Origin of the sequence: Synechococcus sp. BDU 130192, from assembly GCF_963876085.1 — a bacterium.
Lineage (GTDB): Bacteria > Cyanobacteriota > Cyanobacteriia > Cyanobacteriales > MRBY01 > MRBY01.
This window is the reverse complement of record NZ_CAWNNO010000013.1, coordinates 18144-35599: the sequence shown is the minus strand read 5'-3', so window position 1 is coordinate 35599 and position 17456 is coordinate 18144. Positions and strand designations below refer to the sequence as shown.

Here is a 17456-nt window from a genome sequence, read left to right as displayed (position 1 = left end):
CACTTACGGGCCTGAATCCAATCACGACGTTCCGCCAGCGCGTAATTATACACACGGCGGCAGGTGTTCAACCATTGAGCCATTTGAAGGGCTTGGTCGGCAGTCGGATAGACTCTGTACTCGTAAGTCAGGTTAATCATACCTGTACCATAGTAAGACTTAGGGAAATCGCACACTTTTTCTAAGACGCTTAACTAGGAGTTTGCTGCTTCCCGCTGGTCAGTCGCTCGCTCCTCATCCCGACGTTGATATTTCACATACAACGCGGGGCTTCCCCGCTGTTAAGCTAAGCAAAAAAAATCCCCCTGACCCAGGAGGATTTGTGGGAATGTCATTCTCCAAGCGAAACTACTTCACAAATTGGGGCATCATATCCGCCGCTGTGAAGATGCCTGTTAAACCTTGCTTTTGCAACCAAACCCCCGTTTTGAGATAACCGAAAGCGGGGCCACAAACATTGGCGGCCATGCTAGTTTCATCCCCAAGGGTAAACGTATGGGTCGCAATCTTGCCTTCAAAGGTACGGCCCGTCAATTGCACATTGGTGCTGAGGGGTTTTTTCGGATTGCGCGTATCTACCACACCGCCGACACTAACTTGATCACGGGAACAAATCCCGGCCAATTCCAGCATGAGATCATCGGCATGTTCCATATTTTCGAGGGAAATAATGCCATTGGTTTCATCCAATAGGGCTTCAACCTCTGCATCGCTCATGGCCCGCGCTTTGTCCACATCATAACCAGGCATGTGGGCAATATCTTCCCGGATGGTCGCCCGGTAAGCTTCCCAGTTCGCAATACCCACCCCGAAGGTGATTTTAACGCTGTGAACCTCTGCATAGCTTTGGGCCGCGATCGCCGCCGCCGCCGTCAACAAACCAGGCGTCGCGCCGCAACCCGTCATGTAGGTAATACCTGCATTTTTCACCTCGTCTTTGAGGGAGAGGATTTGTTCCATCGCACTGGTGCGCTTCAGGGCATCCACCAACACTCCTTGCCAACCAGAAGCAATAAATTGCCGGGTCACATCAGCCATAAACGTGTTGGGTAAATTCGGCAGAGCGAGAAAAAAACCATCCACTTGAGCATTAGCGATCAAATCGGCAATACTGTTTTGACTGAGGACGCCATATTCTGGCACATGACCCACGGAACCCTGCTGATTGTAAGTGCTGATGCAGGCTTGGGTATCGAGACCTTCAGGGTTATAGATATAACCTTTATGGTCGGCAGCGGCGACGAGGCGCATTTCTGATTTTGGAGCTAGTAATCGGGCTGCAGCTTGACCGAGGCCCCCAAAGCCCAGGACACCCACGCGAATAATATTACTCATAGTGATTTTCGATAAACGTCAAAATTTTGTCTGTTAGTCCAGCATAGACTGTCTATTATCGGCAGAAATGGCCTTAAATCCCACGAATTTTCTTGAAGACTTCTTCCACGGCGGGTGGCAATTGGCGCATAATTTTGCCTTTTTCTCGGTCAACGCTAACCAGGGTCACTTGACCGGTGAAGTACAGTTCTTGCCCGTCTGGGGATTCAATGCGGTAGTCCCACTCCATACGGACGCCTTTCATTTCTTGCATGCGGGTTTTGATAATCGCGGTCATCCCCATCTTCAGAAAACTATGGTAGCGGGTTGATAGGGCGATCACGGGTAATTCGCAACCCAGTTGAACCAGATCGGCGTAGTCGAGGCCAATGGATTGGAGACAGGCGATCCGGGCTTCCTCTAACCATCTAATATAGGTGCCGTGCCAAACGACGCCAGCATAATCGGTGTGATGGGGATAAACCGTAATTGGATAGTCAAACCAGGGTTCACTGGTGGCATGTAAGGTCGGGGAACGGGCGATCGCCGTTGTGGGGAGTTCTTCTTGTTTAGGGGCAACCATAAAATATCAATCCTTCTTCCTAAGCGCACAGCATCAAAAATTTTAAAGGGTCTGACCCCGTTGGAGACGTTTCATGTGGTTAAACAATCGCCAAGAATAGTCGCGGGAAAGGCCAGCGGTCATTGCCCCCCGCATCACAATATAAAAATACCAATCGTCTGGGGGAACTTCCTGGGGCGTTTTATTGACGACGACGTAGGTACGCACCGAGGGGAACCGCTGGCCTTGGCATTCAACGGTCACCTGGGTTTGGCGATAACCATTGGTAGGGACTTCCTCCCGCAGATCAAGCTTTTCACTGACTCGCCAGGGTAAATGGTAGAGAACGCCTTCCACATGACTGCCTGCGTGGGGCACCACATCCAAAACACCACAGCTTTTGCGTTTGGGAGAAAGACGATTAAACGCCAGACGATAATTTTGTAAAATGCCCCGGCCCACAACGAATTGGTGGGCATCCTCCTCGATGGTGCGGGCCAAATCGACAGGACACATACAAGACCCATAGGCGAAATAATAGAAAGCCCTGTCTATGTGGGTGATGGTGCGGGGTTGGGACGCTGTGTGGGTTTGGAAAGGGGGCGCAGAAGGGTCAAAGGACATGGGCCGCTACCTCAAGGGAATAAAAGCCTGGGGTTTACGCTACAAGGATTTAGCCAGGAGGCCAAGCTAGGGGGCGATCGCCGAGGAGATGCAGATGGAGATGGAACACCGTTTGGCCCCCATCTTCACCGGTATTAATCACGACACGGTAGCCTTTATCAAGGTTTTCCTGACGGGCAATCTTTTTAACGGTCAATAATAAATGACCCAAAAGCGCTTGATCTGTATCATCGGCCGCTGTCAGCATGGGAATTGGCTTTTTGGGAATCACCAAGATATGCACAGGGGCTTGGGGGTTGACATCACGGAAAGCCAGGGCTAGATCGTCCTCATAGACAATATCCGCCGGAATCTCTCGCCGAATAATTTTGCCAAAAATCGTATCGCTCATGGGCTATCGCCTTGTGAAAGTCTCTGGGGAGTTATTTTATCGGGTTGCTCGCCTGGGGCGCTTGAGTATTAAGTTCAGTGAAGCAAATCCCCGCTACCGCAAACAAACCGAAAAAGATATTAAGATTCTTGCTTAATGCAAAAAAGCACAGTAGGATATGGGCCTTAACCTTATCAGTTCCACTTTTTCGTTCACCATCGACCTAAATAGGGCCTCTAGGTTTGCCGGTGAAATTTGGTTCTTTTTATCCTAACCAATCTGGGGTTGCAAAAACAGAAACAGCACACCACAAGGGAAAAACACTCCCTATAATCGGGGAAACTTATAAAGGCTGGAGTATTGATGAGCAGAGCGTGGGTCACCTTTTTTTCACTGAGTTCCCATCTCCCTAGACGAAATCTAACCCCTTGTGATCTCTACTACAGACTTATCAAAAATTCACCTTTAAGATAATGTTTGTTTGTCTCAAAGTCCTTTAGGATAATTTCAATTTTCCCCTCACCCCAGTCAACGCATATCCTCCTCTCCCTCACCGCTAAGTATTAGTGAAATTTCCATAAGTTATGGAGCGCAAAACCATATATGACGCCGATCACCTACTCAAAATTTATTCACTTCCTGCAAGAAGAACTGGCTATCCCTGGGGAATCTATTTCTGTGATGGAACGCCATCGGAGTAATACCTCTGCCCATCATCCTTTACCCATGGTGCTGTGGCAGTATGGCCTGGTGACCCTAGAGCAGTTAGACCGCATTTATGAATGGCTGGAGACAGCGTAAAAAGAATTCAAGCTGAATTGGATTGACCCAATCACAACGGATAATATGTGATGCAGGTTCTCGCACGAGTGGGGCCTGCTTTTTAGTGAAAAAATCCTTGGGGAAATGCTGTTTCAATTTTGTAACGGCCCAGGGCAGCGGCGGTTAACTGTGGTTAAGCTAGGGGCAAATTAGGTTAAGAATTCCAAGGCCTATGCTTACTGCGCAATCGGCATCATTGCCACCCGTTGACCAAATGGCGATCGCCACCTTTAATTTGACGAAACAGTTTGACCGACAGGTGGCTGTGAGTGATGTGGAACTTCAGGTACAACCGGGGGAAGTGTACGGCTTGATTGGCCCTAATGGTGCCGGGAAAACCACATTAATTCGCATGCTGGCCACGGCAGAGGAACCCACCCTCGGCGAAATTTATATCCATGGCGATCGCCTCCTGCGGGATGACAGTAACCCTCACCTGAAGCAACGCCTCGGCTATCTCCCCGATGATTTCCCCCTCTACAATGACCTCAATGTTTGGGATTATCTGGACTACTTCGCGCGTCTTTATAATCTCCACCAACCCCGTCGTCGGCGTCGTTTAAGCGAAGTCCTAGAGCTGGTGCAACTTACCCACAAGCGGGACGACAAAATTGCCACCCTTTCCCGGGGGATGAAACAACGTCTCAGCCTGGCCCGCACCATTATTCACGAACCTTTGCTTTTGCTTCTTGATGAGCCGGTTTCCGGTTTAGACCCGATTGCGCGGATGCAGTTTCGCGAAATTATTAAGGTGCTCCAGGAAGCTGGCATGACGATCCTTATCTCTTCCCATGTCCTCAGTGATTTGGCAGAGCTTTGTTCTTCTGTGGGCATTATGGAATTGGGTTATCTCGTCGAGAGTACCTCCCTAGAGGATTTGTACCAGCGGCTCTCCCGGCAATATTTAGTGGTTAGTACCCTGGATAACCTAGACGGACTCGTGGGGGAACTAAAGCAGCAGCCCCTGGTTCGGAGTTGGGAAAGCTGCGCCCCCAATCGTTTGCAAGTAGAATTTGCGGGAACTCCCGCAGAAAGCACGGCACTTTTAAAAGATCTCATCGCCGCAGGAATTCCAGTGTCTGAGTTTTATGGCAAAACGGAGGATCTAGAAAGCATTTTCCTGAAGCTGGGCCACCAACAAACAACCTAGCAGTGGCCGTTTGAATTTATCTATAAGTTTGCCCACATTTTTTAATCGTTTATTGATCCCTATCTCCAAAACATCATGGTTTTTCATCAATGGCTAGACCGCATCGGTGACTGGAATCCTCAGCTTTTTCGGGAGCTAAAAGGCCGACTGTCTAAAAAAGCCCTCGGTTTAGTGGCGATCGCCTCTTTGTTCACGCAGGGAATATTTTATTTAAGTCTGAGAATCGCCCTCCCCAGTGCTGGGATTAGCACCACCAACCATTACTGCATCGGTCGCGCCCCGGCAGACTTTGATCCCAATAGCCATTTGATCCATAGCCAAAACTTTTGTGTGGCTGATGCGGCGGGAAATTTAAACCTAAATTGGCCCCTGTGGTGGACTGACCTATTTATTACCCTCAGTGTGGTGGGATTTTTCGTGGCGCTGTTGGGGGGCGTTTATTTACTAATCCAAGATTTGGGCAAAGAGCAAAAGGCAGGCACTTTGAACTTCGTCAAATTGAGTCCCCAGTCGGCCCAGGCGATCGCCATTGGCAAGATTTTAGGTGTGCCAAGTTTAATTTATGTCGGTCTGGCCTTGGTTTTCCCCTTACACTTTTGGGCCGGACTCAGGGGCGGCATTCCGTTGCCGTTAATCCTGCTTTTCTACGGTGTGATAACAGCTAGTTACGGCTTTTTCTATAGTGGTGCGGCGCTCTATAGTTTGGTGAATCCAACCCAACCCGCCCTGAAAGCTTGGTTAGCGACGGGGGGACTTTTTTACTTGATGATGGGGAGCACGACGTTTCTCCTCCAGGAAAATAGCCACGTCGGCAATCTTATCGATGGCGTCAATTTGTTTAATCCGCTGCATATGTTGGTGTATTTGGGTCAAGCCAGTGCCGCTGCGGAACAACTGCTCACGTTTAACTACGATAGCCTCGCCGATGTTTCTTTTTTCCGGGTTTATCTTTGGGAGAATGGGGCAATCGCCGGTTTGATTTATCTGTTGCTTTATGGAATGGGGATCTACTGGTTTCTCCAAGCGTTCCGCCGGAAATTTCATTATCTCAATGGCACCCTCCTTAGCAAGAAACAGAGTTATAGCCTAACGGCGTTGCTTACCATTTTTGGGCTTGGCTTTACGGTGCAAGCTCCCCTGGGGACGATCGCCGACCACAACGATTGGTTATTTAATTTTCTACTGCTTTCCCTGGCCGGTAGTTGTTACTTATTTGCACTGATGGCGGTGCTTTCACCGTCGTTCCAGTCCCTCCAAGATTGGAGCCGTTACCAAAAAGGAGAATGGCAAGATTGGTTCTTTGGGGAACGAAGTCCTGCCATTGGCGCGGTGATGGTGAATGTTGCCATTGTCACCGGGGCGATCGCCTTGGCTGTGGCTGTGATTGTCGCTTCTCCCTACAAAATCTCCTTTGCGCTTGGGGTGGTGATGCAGGGCTTAATGGTTGTTCTGCTCTGTGTTGTGGCCCAGCGGGTACTCCTGAAAAAAGGCAAGCGGCAAGGCATCGGCGCCACGATTCTCGTCACCAGTGGGGTGATCTTGCCCTTCATTTTCCTCGGTATTAATGGCGTTAACCCAGAATTACAGGCGGCCCCTTGGTTTTGGACAATTATCCCGATGGTGGCCACTGAAAACGCCAGTTTAGCCAGCATTTTTCTCACCATTTTGGGCCAAATGGGGGCGATCGCCGTGCTGCATCGGGTTGTGGGCCGCCGGATTCAGCAGCTTGGCACCTCAGAACTAAAGCAAACCCTGAACCCAGCAGGTTAACCCCTAGTTCCCTTGAATTTCGTTAGTGAGCGATGGTACCCCATCCCTAAGAACCGTAATCCCAGGTATCAACCATGGATAAAATCCTCAACACCCTCGGTGATTGGAATCCCCAACTTTTTCGGGAATTAAAAGGCCGCTTCACCCGTAAAAATGTGGTGATCGCCTTTGGTTTCGCTAGTTTTACCCAATTCCTGCTGTACCTTGTCTACCTGGGGGAATTGCCAAATGCCCTGGTTGATCAACCCTACAACCGTTACTGTACCGGCCCGGAAGATGACTACTGGCGGTCTACTTATCAATGTTTGAGGGATGGCAACGACTGGCTGATCAACTGGCAGTTATGGCATTTTGATGTGTTCATGGCTCTGACTCTGGTGGGCCTAGGGATTCTCCTGGTGGTTGGTACCCATTTAATTGGGGCCGATATCGCGAAGGAAGAACAACGGGGGACTTTGGGTTTTGTGCGCCTCAGTCCCCAACCCGTCTCAAAAATTTTGCTGGGGAAGCTGTTGGGAGTGCCTAGCCTCATCTATCTTGGTTTAGCCTTTGTTCTGCCCTGGCACCTGTGGCTCGGTTTTCAAGGCGGCATTGCTTTGGGTTGGCTAATGATGCTCTATGGGGTGGCGATCGCCGCCAGTTTAACTGCCTTTACGGGGGCGGTTCTATGGAGTTTCGTGGGTCGTGAACTGTTGGGGGGCTTTCACACCTGGCTCTATAGTGGTGGCCTCGGCCTCTATCTTTTTGGGATGTCTGTGGTTTGTTTTGAGGATAATTTTCCCAGCTATACCCCTTTTGATTGGGTGCGGCTATTTTATCCAGGTAATGTCTTTTATTACCTCGTTGACCAAAATTCCCTCGCCCCGGAAACCATCGGTTATTTCTTGCCCCATAACTGGTTTCAGACCCAATGCTATGGCTCTTCCCTTTGGGTGATCGGGCTGGGGGGCCTTGGGTTTATGGCGATCCATTATGCTCTTTTAGGGGCCTTGGCTTGGCAAGGGATTCGGCGGCGTTTTTATGATCCCCAGGCCACGATGATCACGAAAGCCATGGGCTGCGGGGTCGCCGTTAGCAGCACGATTTTTATGACTGGGTTTGTTTGGGCTGGCGATCGCCCCGAACGTCTGTTTGCCAATTTTCAAACCCTACAAGGCTTCTATTGGGTGGTAATGTTGGGGTTAATTCTTTTGTTAACACCGACCCGGCAGCGGGTACAGGATTGGGCGAGATTTCGGCACCAGAATGCTTCTCGCCGACGGTTTACATGGGCTTTTTTCAGGGATGATCGCTCTCCGGCCCTAGGGGCGATCGCCTTGATGTTGCTCCTTACCACGGGCTATCAAATGGCCATTGTCCTCTTGTCCCCCATGCCCAACCAAAAATTGCTGGTGATCACAGCTTTAGGACTTCAGGGGAGCTGCCTTTTCCTTCTCGGAATTTTGACCCAATGGATCTTTCTCCGTCGTCAAAAACGAGCTATTTGGGTCGGGGTTGCCGTTATCGGGCCTAGTGTTGTCCCTTTTATCCTCTTCATGGTCTTCCATGGACGCTTTACCTTGCCCATTACCCTTGGTCTTTTTTCGGCGTTTCCCCTCGGAGCCGTTGCTCTAGCCGTACCCAGCATGGTGATCTGGAGTGCGATCGCCCAGTGGGGCATGATTCTCGGCTGTCTTTGGGGACTACAACAACAGATCCAACGCCTCGGACAATCCGACCTGAAAACTTTTCAGCCGACCCCTACCGAATGATCTAAAACATGTTATTCTTGTATTCCTGTATGGGCACGTGGCTCAGTGGATAGAGCATCAGATTCCGGTTCTGAGGGTCGGGGGTTCGAATCCCTCCGTGCTCGTGAAAAAAAAGAAAAAACATTAACGACTTGTCTTCCGTAAGGTGCAGGTCGTTTTTCTTAAAGGCCCCCAGGTCTAAGGGAAATTGATATACTGAGGGTCAATCCGCTACTGTGCACCTTTTCCGCAATTTATATGGCTGAACCGATTCCGCCGATCACCTTACCACCGATTACTGATCCCGCCATTGAGGGACAATGGTTAGAAAAATCCCTACAGCATTGGCTTGATACGGAGTTTTTACCAGAACCGGCCAACGAAAAAATTGCCAATCGCGCCCGGGAAATTTACGTGCGTCAACGTCTCGAAGGGGAAAATGACCTTGGTTCCCTCGTGATCGCTATCGTCACAGAAATGCGCTCTTTTAACTTTAAAGAATCGTTTTATGGCGAATTTGCGGTGGCCAATGCCGTGAGTGATTTAATCCTTGATAGTCTGGGCATTGACCGCTGCTGTGGTAACTAAAGCTTCCCATGCTCAGCCCTCAGGGAGCTACAGAGTCACATCTTAAGCTTTATCAGCTTAAGAAGATCTTCTTCTATCTTCCCAGATCCCTTAATCTTTCGTACCGATTAAAGATTTCGTTTGTAATCTTGATAGCTGTGTGATTGTGGCTTGCTAAACATAGCGCATACAGCACTGAATTTGTTGAATTGCGCATGAGTACAGGCTTGCTAACATGTGGAAAAAGTGCTTTTAATTGCTGTGTATACAAGCGGGCTAACCATTCAGCCTGAATTGCCTCACGATTCGATGTAGATTTTGTTGGATTTCCAAATAAATCTAGTTGAACTCCTGGTGTTTCTCTGTAGATCTCGGTAATCCAGTTTGTACTACCCATAACCTTACTCAATTGTTCTATCACTTCTGGTTCTGGATTTTGATCCCTAGGGAGTAAACGAGTCACACCCATCACCGAGAAGTTGATGAAAATATCACAGGTCTTAGTATCTGCCAATTTTCTTATTGTCTCCCAGTCTATTTGTAAACCATAGGGGTCTAAAAAAACAAATGCTCGTTGTTTTGATGCATAGGGAAGTTGTGGAATGATCTCATTACACAAGACCTGATTACAGTTCCCTTTACGTACTTCGATTACACAATTTAAAAATTCTTCACGCAGCCTTTTCACACGAGCTATACGTTGAGGAGAAACATCTATAAACCAGTATCCATCGAAACGGGGTTCTGTTTGCAAGGCGCGTAAAGGAGAACCATCGATATAGCGCTGTTCTTCCTCAGTAATAATATGTTTGTTATCTGGTAGTAAAGGCAGTGCTTGCTGATGATTTTTACTATTTTGTTGTCCTTGTTCTCTTGCTAAAGGTCTAACAGAGCCAGCAAAAGCATCAATATAATAATATGCTTTAAGCCAACTTTTTTTCTGTTCATTCATGATAACCGAGTAAGCTTTGAGGTACTTCCCCAGTAAATCCAACTTTTCCTCTGACCAACGTCCAATGATATCCTCACCCTCACTTCCAAGACGATTCATAGTCAAGCTCTCTTTATTGTGCAGAAATCAAATGTCTTTGTTCTAATTCATCAGATTTAAGATACTTAGAAATCTTTTGTTTTGGCCATTTATCAAGATGTTTATACCAAGCAGATGGCATTTCATCCCAAATTTTATTGTCAAGCATTCTACCACCAGCTTTGGAGTGATGTCCCCCCCACTGTTTGAAGAAGAATGCAACATCAGCTTTTCGTGTTTGGTATAAAATATTGCGCACCCACTCTGGATTCATAGGGCGATGTTGATGCCCAGACTCGCCACCAACAATTACCCAATTAATCCCTTCTAGATTTAAGCTCAACGAGCCTAAAAGAGGTTCACACGAAAGAAAGCGTACTTGTGCAGGTACTTGTCTCAAAGCATCAATTCTATGAGTATATTTTTGATTTTCTACGGATACACCAATCCAAACATTTTTAGGCCATTCAAGTTGAGATGCTAATTTTGTCAAATTCTGGTCACGTTTAGTCAGGATCTGATACACGTGCCATGGAGTTTCTTTCATCACTGTGAAAATTTCTTGCAAATAAGAAAAAGGAATATCTTTATGGAAAAGGTCACTCATGGAATTAACAAAAACTCGACTGGGTTTTCGCCACTTTTTTGGCTGACTTAATCGTTCTGGATGCAGTGTCAACCTGAAACCTTGTGGAAAGCTCTTAGGAAATCTCCCTGTAAGTGTCTCAGCATAACAGTACTGACAACCCGGACTCACCTTATTACATCCAGTCGTGGGATTCCATGTTTTATCCGTCCATTCAATACCAGTGTTAGTACTTGACATTGCGCTGATACATACCTCACAAGATTGGTCACAAATCAAATTATAGAACTTTTGTTTTATCCGATTTTAAGGTTTGATATAGTTTTTAGTACTAGCTATGTATTAGACAGTATTAAGTAACAATAAATTGTCTCGTTACAAACTTATCAAAAGGTCGTCTGTAGAGAATTCGATGCTGTATCTATACTATGAGGTTTTACTGGCTTGACCAGAATTAGGAATATCAAACAGCACCTGACTCATATAGCGCTCGGCCCAGTCAGGGTTAAAAGCCTTTTCTAAAACACGGCGCGTTTTGTCATTCCGCTGCTGTTCTTGGCAATAGTGCCGTTGTCCAGCCAGATAAATGGCCTGGTCAGTCGCAGAAAGCTTTTCTAAACCCAGGGCCAACTGACAATGAATCGTCAAAAATTCCCGCACCCGTTCCAAAAACTGCTGTTCTTCGCTGGGACTACTGGGACGAATAAAGAGGCAAAATTCCGAAAAAATTGCGCCCCATTCCGGGAGATCACGGGGCTGGGAAAAGTCTAAGTTGCCTTGATTTTGTCGTAGTCGTGTTTGGTAAGCCGTAGACAAAGTTTTATCGGCGCTGGTCGGAGATAAATCGGCGATCGCCGCACTGACCCCACGGGGATTACCGACTAAATCACAGCCAAACATTGGTAGAGCATATTCCGCGCGGGGAAACATCACACAATGGAGAATATCGAGGTTTTCGCCCACTTTGGCCATTTCCAGGTGCATTTTGCGGAAGTGCTGGCTCTGGTAGCAGGTATTTTCGATGGTGAGCCGTTCCCCTTCTAATTTCCCTTCGATGTAGCCGAGGCCTTCCGGCAGGGTAAAGGGTTCTAGCTCTAAGTGTTGATGCCAGGTTTCGAGAATGACACCAGCGAGCTGTTCGATGAGGGGATAAAATTTTGGCTTGGTTGCAGGGGCAGTCATGGGCGAAAAAGCAATCTTAAAAAGTGGTTTGAAACAATGTTCTAGATCCCTGTAGGTAACGCGAGTGGTGACCTAGACCCAGAATTTAGAACCAAAGATATACTGGAACCGCCGCAAATGCGGCACAATTGTCCCATAAATTAATGTTTGTGAGGGGTACGCCCATGTTCGGCTTAGGTTGGCCTGAAGTGTTGATTATTTTAGGGGTGGTGGTGTTGATCTTTGGCCCAAAGAAAATCCCTGAAGTGGGCAGTGCCCTAGGAAAAACCCTGCGGGGCTTCAAAGAAGAAATGGAAACTCCAGAGACAGAAGAGGATTATCTTGACTCCGACCAACGTTAGGCTCAGTTATTTGGGGTTGGCGAATTTTTTAGTGCACCATGATTGAAGTTGAGCAGCTTGGCAAAACCTATGGCCAAACAGAGGCGATCGCCGATCTCAGTTTTCGGGTAGAAACAGGGGAAATTGTCGGTTTCTTGGGGCCAAACGGCGCAGGGAAAACCACGACCCTCCGCATTCTCAGTGCCTATCTACCAGCGACGACGGGCACGGCGAAAATTGCGGGCTACGATGTCCACACAGAATCCATGGCAGTGCGACGACATCTGGGCTATCTCCCGGAAAATCCGCCCCTCTATCCCAATATGACCGTGGCTGACTATCTCAATTTTGTCTTACAGCTCAAAGGGGTCAATGCTGGCGATCGCCCCCACAAAATCCAAGCTGCCCTCACCCAGTGCCAATTACAAACCAAAGCCAACAACCACATCCGTAATCTGTCTAAGGGCTATCGGCAACGGGTCGGCATTGCCCAGGCGATCGTCCATGACCCCCCGGTGATCATTCTCGATGAACCCACCGTTGGTTTAGATCCCGCCCAGATGATCGAAGTGCGACACCTGATTAAATCCTTAGGCGGCGATCGCACTATTTTGTTATCCACCCATCTCCTCTCAGAAGTCAGTCTCACCTGTGACCGGGTGGTAATGATTAACCAAGGCCACCTCGTCGCCACCGATACCCCCCACAATCTCCAGAATCATTTCCTCAATTACCACGGTTACGAACTAGAGACCGACGGCGAACTAGCGCAAATCCAACGTCTCCTTGATCCCTTACCTGGTGTTATTCATATCGAATCTTTAGCATCAATGAATCCCCGGCGTCCCCGCCTCCGGATCACCACTGCGGACAATCCCGAATGGGGCAAAGACATTGCCAGAATCCTTGTCAATGCAGGGGTCGGTCTCTATGAAATGCAGCGACTGCGCCCCAGCCTTGAGGACGTTTTTTTAGAATTATTAGACGCTGAGGCGAACGATCCGATGTCTGAACAACTCCATGCTGATGCTGAATAATATTGTGGCGATTTTTCGCCGGGAACTACAGAGCTACTTCACCGCTCCTCTCGCCTATATTTTTGCGACGTTGCTGTGGTTTTTGGGGGGATTTTTCTTCCTGATGCTCCTGATTGGCCCCCAGGGCATTGTTACCTTTGTCGCGACCCAAGAACAGATGGGCGTTGCCTTACCACCTATTGATGTGGCCACGGAATTTCTCCAGGCTTTTTGGGGCATCCTGGGCATTTTAGTCTTGTTTCTGTTGCCGTTGCTCTCCATGGGTCTCTATGCTGAAGAACGCAAACAGGGCACTTTGGAACTTTTAGCGACATCCCCGGTGACGAATTGGGCGGTGGCAGTGGGCAAATTGTTGGGAGTCGTGACATTTTTTTCGGTACTGTTCCTGCCCATGGTGCTGTGGGAACTGATTGTCTTAGCGAATGCAGCCCCGGCCTTTCCCCTCAGTCTCTTTCTCTTGGCGCATTTGGGATTGTTGCTCTTGGTGGCCGCTATTTTATCTTTGGGGATGTTCGTGTCGTCTCTCACAGACAGTTCCCTGATTGCGGCGGTCTTGACCTTTACCCTAGTGCTGATGTTGTGGCTGTTGGATATGCTGGGCGATCGCCTGTCGGGGCCGTTGGGCAATGGCCTCAAACATCTCTCTTTACTGAAACATTACAACAATTTCCTCGAGGGAATTTTCGATAGCAGTAGCCTGGTCTTACTCCTCAGCTATAGCATTCTGGGGGTTGTCCTCACGGCTCAATCCATTGAAGCTTTGCGCTGGGCACGGCGTTGATGGTTTCTTGATATTGTTAACAGAGCATCATGTTTCCACAGCAACGATTTTCACGATATTTCATTTGGTTAGGCTTGGCTCTGGTGGTCGCGGGCGCTGTCGTCCTAGGGGCCACGGGAGAAGGCTTCGCCTATGGCTTGATTCTGGTTGGGTTATTGCTGTTGGGTTGGGGGATCAGTCATTTTCCAGGTTTGGGAACGGGGCTGCAACGGTTCTGGCGCAAGCGATCTACCCAGATGGGGACGAATGGGGTTGTGGGGGCGATCGCCATTTTGCTCATTTTTTGTCTGACGAATTTTTTAGCTGTCCAGCTCCCCCTCCGCATTGATCTCACAGAAAACCAAATCCACACCCTCTCTAGCCAAACCCAAGGGGTACTGCAAAATCTATCTCAACCTCTAACCCTGTGGCTCTTCCAGGAAACGGACGATGCGAATTTAAAGCCCTTTTTAGACAATTATCAACGGCTCAATCCCAATAATTTTCGCTATGTTTTTGTCGATCCAGACCGTAATATCGAGGCAGTACAGCGATTCCAGGTCGAGAGTCGCGGCGAAGTTCACCTTGAATATGGCGATAAAACCCAACTGCTGAAAGTTTTAGCTCAGGGGGAACCACTCACAGAAAGCCAACTGACCAATAGCATTCTGCAAATCCAAGGCGATCGCCAACCCCACCTCTACGTCCTCCAAGGCCACGGCGAACCGCCCCTCGACCAAATTCCCGGAGGGCTAGGGCAAATGGCCCAACTTTTGGCCACCCAAGGTTATATAGTCTCTCCGCTAAATTTCACCCAAACGCCTACGATTCCCCCAGATGCCGATCTGATTGCAGTCATTGGCCCCCAAACGCCATTTCTCCCAGGAGAAGTTGCCCTCTTGGAAACTGCCCTTGCGAATAACCAAAGTCTCCTCCTTCTGCTTGATCCCCAAACAGATCCCCAGTTAAATTCGCTTCTGGACAAGTGGGGCCTCAGCCTCGATCAACGGCTCATTCTCGACCAAGGGAACCGGGCGGACTTCCTCGGTTTAGGACAATCGACCCTCGTATTAAATCAATACGGTGACCATCCGATCACCACGGCCCTTGCTGGACAAAACTCTATCTATCAAGCGGTGCGCCCCATTTTCAGCGACACCACAGAGGCGATCGCCGCCACCGCAATCCTCCGTACCGATGACCAGGCCTGGGCCGAAAGCCAACCCGAAATCCCGGATCCGACCTTTGACCCCCCAGGCGATCGCCCCGGCCCCCTGACCTTTGGCTGGGCCCTGGAAAAAATAGATTCCCAAGCTACAATGAAGGCAACTCGCCTTGTGGCAATTGGTAACACCACCTTTGTAACCAATGGTTGGCTAGAACAATACCTAAACAGCGACCTCTTGCTCAATACCGTGAATTGGCTGGCCCAAACGGAAGAGGCGCCCCTCGCAATCCAACCGAGAACCCCCCAAGAGCGACGTCTAAATCTCCGTCGTTGGCAAATTGCAACCCTTGCCTGGTTTGCCCCCATCCTATTTCCCCTTGGTGGTTTAGGCGGCGCAATCTTTTGCCTTTGGCGACGCCGTTAGAAAAATATGTGAGATGACCGATAAATTTACGTAAACTTTGAGAAAACAACATTAAAACATTATTAATTTTCGGGAATGATAGTCTAAATTACAGAAAGTGATATTATCGATTTGCATTCCCCCGTACAGACACCCACAATAGAGGAAAGAATTCATCATGGCGAACGCACCTGTATCCCCAGTGGTGCTCGTAATCTTAGATGGCTGGGGCTACCGTCAAGAAGCTAACGCAAATGCCATTGCGGCTGCCAATACACCAAATGTCGATGCCTTTTTCGCTACATACCCTTCGACATTAATCCATACATCCGGAAAAAGGGTGGGGTTGCCCGATGGCCAAATGGGGAATTCTGAAGTCGGTCACTTAAACCTTGGCGCAGGACGTGTCGTCCCCCAGGAACTGGTGCGTATTTCCGATGCCATTGAAGACGGTTCCTTCCTCCGCAATGACGTCCTCGTTAAAGTTTGCCGAGAAACCCGCCAAGCCGGAAAAAAATTACATCTCATTGGTCTTTGCTCAGATGGTGGTGTCCACTCCCATCTCAATCACCTCCTCGGTTTGTTAGACCTAGCCAAGGTTAACGGCATTGCCGATGTCCATATCCATGCCATCACCGACGGGCGCGACACCAATACCACCGAAGGGATTAATTACCTCCAACAAATCCAAGCGCACATCGATAAATTTGGGGTCGGCTCGATCTCGACGATCAGTGGCCGCTACTTTGCCATGGATCGCGATCGCCGCTGGGATCGCGTCAAGCAAGCCTATGACGTGATGACCCAAAACGGTAATCTCGACCAACGTTCCTTTGCTGAGATCCTCCAAAGCCACTATGACAACGGTGTAACCGATGAATTTATCCCACCTGTACGCCTTAAGGAAGGCGCCATTGAACCAGGCGATGGGGTGATTTTCTACAATTTCCGACCCGACCGTGCCCGCCAACTCTCCTATGCCCTAGTAGACAAGAATTTCCAAGGGTTTGAGCGGAAATTGATTCCGGATCTCAATTTTGTCACCTTTACTCAATACGATGCCAACCTGCCCGTACAGGTCGCCTTTGCACCCCAAAACCTGACGAAAATCCTTGGGGAAGTGATTGCGGACAATGGCCTGAAGCAATTCCGCACCGCAGAAACAGAAAAATATCCCCATGTTACTTATTTCTTTAATGGTGGCTTAGAGGTTGCCTTCGAAGGAGAAGATCGAGAGTTAATTTCTAGCCCCCAGGTGGCGACCTACGACCAAAAGCCAGAAATGTCCGCTAAAGCAGTGACGGATGCGGCCTGCCAAGCCATCGAAAAAGGTATTTATAGTCTGGTGGTGATTAATTATGCCAATCCGGACATGGTCGGCCATACTGGAAAACTTGAAGCGGCGGTACAGGCCATTGAGACTGTTGATCATTGTTTAGGCCGTTTGGTAGCAACCATCGGCAAAATGGGCGGCACGACATTAATCACCGCTGATCACGGCAATGCAGAATATATGGCCGATGAAAAAGGGAAGTCTTGGACAGCGCACACAACTAACCCTGTGCCATTTATCTTGATTGAAGGGGAACGCCGTAAGGTGGTAGGTCATGGTGCTGATGTGGTGTTGCGGGAAAATGGCTGTTTAGCAGATGTCGCCCCGACAATCCTCGATATTCTTGGCATTGACAAACCACAGGAAATGACGGGTCAGTCTCTCATTGCTCCGGCCCCCTATGCCGTGACTCGACGTCGATAAATCGGTTATCCTAAAGTTTCCCCGCTGAAATCAAACATTTATTCGTTCGTCATTGATCTATGTTGGAATCTATTTTGCAAATTGTGTGGATGGTCTCCGCTGTTGGCCTTATTCTGCTGGTCTTACTCCATAGCCCCAAGGGAGACGGTTTAGGGGGCATTGGCGGTCAGGCGCAGATGTTTACCAGTACAAAAAGTGCCGAAACAGCTCTCAACCGTGCCACTTGGATTTTGTGCATTACCTTTATGAGCTTGACAGTCATTCTGAGTGCGGGTTGGTTAACACCAGTCGTTGGTCAATAGGAT

The 17456-nt window shown here is 48.7% G+C and carries 20 protein-coding genes and 1 tRNA gene; 13 read left to right on the top strand and 8 right to left on the bottom strand.

What is annotated here, in order from left to right:
- The 5 genes from AACT35_RS05950 to AACT35_RS05930 form a co-directional block, all read right to left on the bottom strand.
- A partial coding sequence (locus AACT35_RS05950) for a helix-turn-helix domain-containing protein (RefSeq protein ID WP_158227958.1) occupies positions 1–140 on the bottom strand: 140 nt, incomplete at its 3' end.
- A gap of 208 nt (positions 141–348) precedes the next feature.
- A complete protein-coding gene (bioU, locus tag AACT35_RS05945; RefSeq protein WP_012307816.1) occupies positions 349–1335 on the bottom strand; it encodes a (S)-8-amino-7-oxononanoate synthase BioU in 987 nt (328 codons plus the stop codon).
- 73 nt (positions 1336–1408) lie between these two features.
- Positions 1409–1897: an acyl-CoA thioesterase gene (locus AACT35_RS05940; protein ID WP_099239203.1), complete on the bottom strand. Its 489-nt coding sequence runs from the start codon at positions 1895–1897 to the stop codon at positions 1409–1411.
- A 42-nt stretch (positions 1898–1939) separates the two neighbouring features.
- Positions 1940–2500 carry a gamma-glutamylcyclotransferase family protein gene (locus AACT35_RS05935; protein ID WP_099239201.1) on the bottom strand — a complete coding sequence of 187 codons (561 nt, stop codon included), beginning with the start codon at positions 2498–2500 and terminating at the stop codon, positions 1940–1942.
- A 49-nt stretch (positions 2501–2549) separates the two neighbouring features.
- A complete protein-coding gene (locus AACT35_RS05930) occupies positions 2550–2891 on the bottom strand; it encodes a histidine triad nucleotide-binding protein (protein ID WP_012307820.1) in 342 nt (113 codons plus the stop codon).
- On the opposite strand from AACT35_RS05930, the gene AACT35_RS05925 reads away from it, so the two are divergent.
- The 7 genes from AACT35_RS05925 (at position 2890) to AACT35_RS05895 (ending at position 8930) form a co-directional block, all read left to right on the top strand.
- Positions 2890–3027, top strand: coding sequence for a hypothetical protein (locus AACT35_RS05925; RefSeq protein WP_157072221.1), 138 nt, complete (start codon positions 2890–2892; stop codon positions 3025–3027). The two genes, AACT35_RS05930 and AACT35_RS05925, sit on opposite strands and share 2 nt — an antisense overlap.
- A 446-nt stretch (positions 3028–3473) precedes the next feature.
- Positions 3474–3671: a DUF2949 domain-containing protein gene (locus tag AACT35_RS05920; RefSeq protein WP_012307821.1), complete on the top strand. Its 198-nt coding sequence runs from the start codon at positions 3474–3476 to the stop codon at positions 3669–3671.
- A gap of 193 nt (positions 3672–3864) precedes the next feature.
- Complete coding sequence (locus AACT35_RS05915; protein WP_099239199.1) at positions 3865–4842, top strand: ABC transporter ATP-binding protein; 978 nt, start codon at positions 3865–3867, stop codon at positions 4840–4842.
- A 75-nt stretch (positions 4843–4917) separates the two neighbouring features.
- Positions 4918–6612 (top strand): hypothetical protein, encoded by a 1695-nt coding sequence (locus AACT35_RS05910; RefSeq protein WP_099239197.1) that lies wholly within the window; start codon positions 4918–4920, stop codon positions 6610–6612.
- Between the two features lie 74 nt (positions 6613–6686).
- Positions 6687–8363: a hypothetical protein gene (locus tag AACT35_RS05905; protein WP_099239195.1), complete on the top strand. Its 1677-nt coding sequence runs from the start codon at positions 6687–6689 to the stop codon at positions 8361–8363.
- A 31-nt stretch (positions 8364–8394) separates the two neighbouring features.
- Positions 8395–8467: transfer RNA gene (locus AACT35_RS05900), tRNA-Arg, on the top strand.
- A 133-nt stretch (positions 8468–8600) separates the two neighbouring features.
- Positions 8601–8930 carry a hypothetical protein gene (locus tag AACT35_RS05895; RefSeq protein WP_012307825.1) on the top strand — a complete coding sequence of 110 codons (330 nt, stop codon included), beginning with the start codon at positions 8601–8603 and terminating at the stop codon, positions 8928–8930.
- 73 nt (positions 8931–9003) lie between these two features.
- On the opposite strand, the gene AACT35_RS05890 is transcribed toward AACT35_RS05895, so the two are convergent.
- From AACT35_RS05890 to AACT35_RS05880, 3 genes are all read right to left on the bottom strand, one after another.
- A complete protein-coding gene (locus AACT35_RS05890; protein ID WP_065711127.1) occupies positions 9004–9960 on the bottom strand; it encodes a three-Cys-motif partner protein TcmP in 957 nt (318 codons plus the stop codon).
- 13 nt (positions 9961–9973) lie between these two features.
- Entirely contained in the window at positions 9974–10765 is a 792-nt protein-coding gene (locus AACT35_RS05885) for a DUF5131 family protein (protein ID WP_065711128.1), read from the bottom strand.
- A gap of 186 nt (positions 10766–10951) precedes the next feature.
- Positions 10952–11707 carry a phycocyanobilin:ferredoxin oxidoreductase gene (locus AACT35_RS05880; RefSeq protein ID WP_099239193.1) on the bottom strand — a complete coding sequence of 252 codons (756 nt, stop codon included), beginning with the start codon at positions 11705–11707 and terminating at the stop codon, positions 10952–10954.
- 164 nt (positions 11708–11871) lie between these two features.
- Between AACT35_RS05880 and tatA the strand changes: the two genes are divergently transcribed.
- The 6 genes from tatA (at position 11872) to secG (ending at position 17453) form a co-directional block, all read left to right on the top strand.
- A complete protein-coding gene (gene tatA / locus AACT35_RS05875; protein ID WP_041443593.1) occupies positions 11872–12048 on the top strand; it encodes a twin-arginine translocase TatA/TatE family subunit in 177 nt (58 codons plus the stop codon).
- A 38-nt stretch (positions 12049–12086) separates the two neighbouring features.
- Positions 12087–13064: an ABC transporter ATP-binding protein gene (locus tag AACT35_RS05870; protein WP_099239191.1), complete on the top strand. Its 978-nt coding sequence runs from the start codon at positions 12087–12089 to the stop codon at positions 13062–13064.
- Positions 13048–13845 (top strand): ABC transporter permease, encoded by a 798-nt coding sequence (locus tag AACT35_RS05865; protein WP_099239189.1) that lies wholly within the window; start codon positions 13048–13050, stop codon positions 13843–13845. Before AACT35_RS05870 ends, AACT35_RS05865 begins: the two co-directional genes overlap by 17 nt.
- Positions 13846–13874: 29 nt before the next feature.
- Complete coding sequence (locus AACT35_RS05860; RefSeq protein WP_099239187.1) at positions 13875–15416, top strand: GldG family protein; 1542 nt, start codon at positions 13875–13877, stop codon at positions 15414–15416.
- A 157-nt stretch (positions 15417–15573) separates the two neighbouring features.
- Positions 15574–17151 carry a 2,3-bisphosphoglycerate-independent phosphoglycerate mutase gene (gpmI, locus tag AACT35_RS05855; protein ID WP_099239185.1) on the top strand — a complete coding sequence of 526 codons (1578 nt, stop codon included), beginning with the start codon at positions 15574–15576 and terminating at the stop codon, positions 17149–17151.
- A 59-nt stretch (positions 17152–17210) separates the two neighbouring features.
- Positions 17211–17453, top strand: coding sequence for a preprotein translocase subunit SecG (secG, locus tag AACT35_RS05850; RefSeq protein WP_012307832.1), 243 nt, complete (start codon positions 17211–17213; stop codon positions 17451–17453).
- Positions 17454–17456: the final 3 nt, after the last annotated feature.

Coding starts and splice junctions, on each gene's coding strand:
- bioU (WP_012307816.1), bottom strand. CDS start 1,335: ATGAGTAATATTATTCGCGTGGGTGTCCTGGGCTTTGGGGGCCTCGGT.
- AACT35_RS05940 (WP_099239203.1), bottom strand. CDS start 1,897: ATGGTTGCCCCTAAACAAGAAGAACTCCCCACAACGGCGATCGCCCGT.
- AACT35_RS05935 (WP_099239201.1), bottom strand. CDS start 2,500: ATGTCCTTTGACCCTTCTGCGCCCCCTTTCCAAACCCACACAGCGTCC.
- AACT35_RS05925 (WP_157072221.1), top strand. CDS start 2,890: ATGGGCTATCGCCTTGTGAAAGTCTCTGGGGAGTTATTTTATCGGGTT.
- AACT35_RS05930 (WP_012307820.1), bottom strand. CDS start 2,891: ATGAGCGATACGATTTTTGGCAAAATTATTCGGCGAGAGATTCCGGCG.
- AACT35_RS05920 (WP_012307821.1), top strand. CDS start 3,474: ATGACGCCGATCACCTACTCAAAATTTATTCACTTCCTGCAAGAAGAA.
- AACT35_RS05915 (WP_099239199.1), top strand. CDS start 3,865: ATGCTTACTGCGCAATCGGCATCATTGCCACCCGTTGACCAAATGGCG.
- AACT35_RS05910 (WP_099239197.1), top strand. CDS start 4,918: ATGGTTTTTCATCAATGGCTAGACCGCATCGGTGACTGGAATCCTCAG.
- AACT35_RS05905 (WP_099239195.1), top strand. CDS start 6,687: ATGGATAAAATCCTCAACACCCTCGGTGATTGGAATCCCCAACTTTTT.
- AACT35_RS05895 (WP_012307825.1), top strand. CDS start 8,601: ATGGCTGAACCGATTCCGCCGATCACCTTACCACCGATTACTGATCCC.
- AACT35_RS05890 (WP_065711127.1), bottom strand. CDS start 9,960: ATGAATCGTCTTGGAAGTGAGGGTGAGGATATCATTGGACGTTGGTCA.
- AACT35_RS05885 (WP_065711128.1), bottom strand. CDS start 10,765: ATGTCAAGTACTAACACTGGTATTGAATGGACGGATAAAACATGGAAT.
- AACT35_RS05880 (WP_099239193.1), bottom strand. CDS start 11,707: ATGACTGCCCCTGCAACCAAGCCAAAATTTTATCCCCTCATCGAACAG.
- tatA (WP_041443593.1), top strand. CDS start 11,872: ATGTTCGGCTTAGGTTGGCCTGAAGTGTTGATTATTTTAGGGGTGGTG.
- AACT35_RS05870 (WP_099239191.1), top strand. CDS start 12,087: ATGATTGAAGTTGAGCAGCTTGGCAAAACCTATGGCCAAACAGAGGCG.
- AACT35_RS05865 (WP_099239189.1), top strand. CDS start 13,048: ATGCTGATGCTGAATAATATTGTGGCGATTTTTCGCCGGGAACTACAG.
- AACT35_RS05860 (WP_099239187.1), top strand. CDS start 13,875: ATGTTTCCACAGCAACGATTTTCACGATATTTCATTTGGTTAGGCTTG.
- gpmI (WP_099239185.1), top strand. CDS start 15,574: ATGGCGAACGCACCTGTATCCCCAGTGGTGCTCGTAATCTTAGATGGC.
- secG (WP_012307832.1), top strand. CDS start 17,211: ATGTTGGAATCTATTTTGCAAATTGTGTGGATGGTCTCCGCTGTTGGC.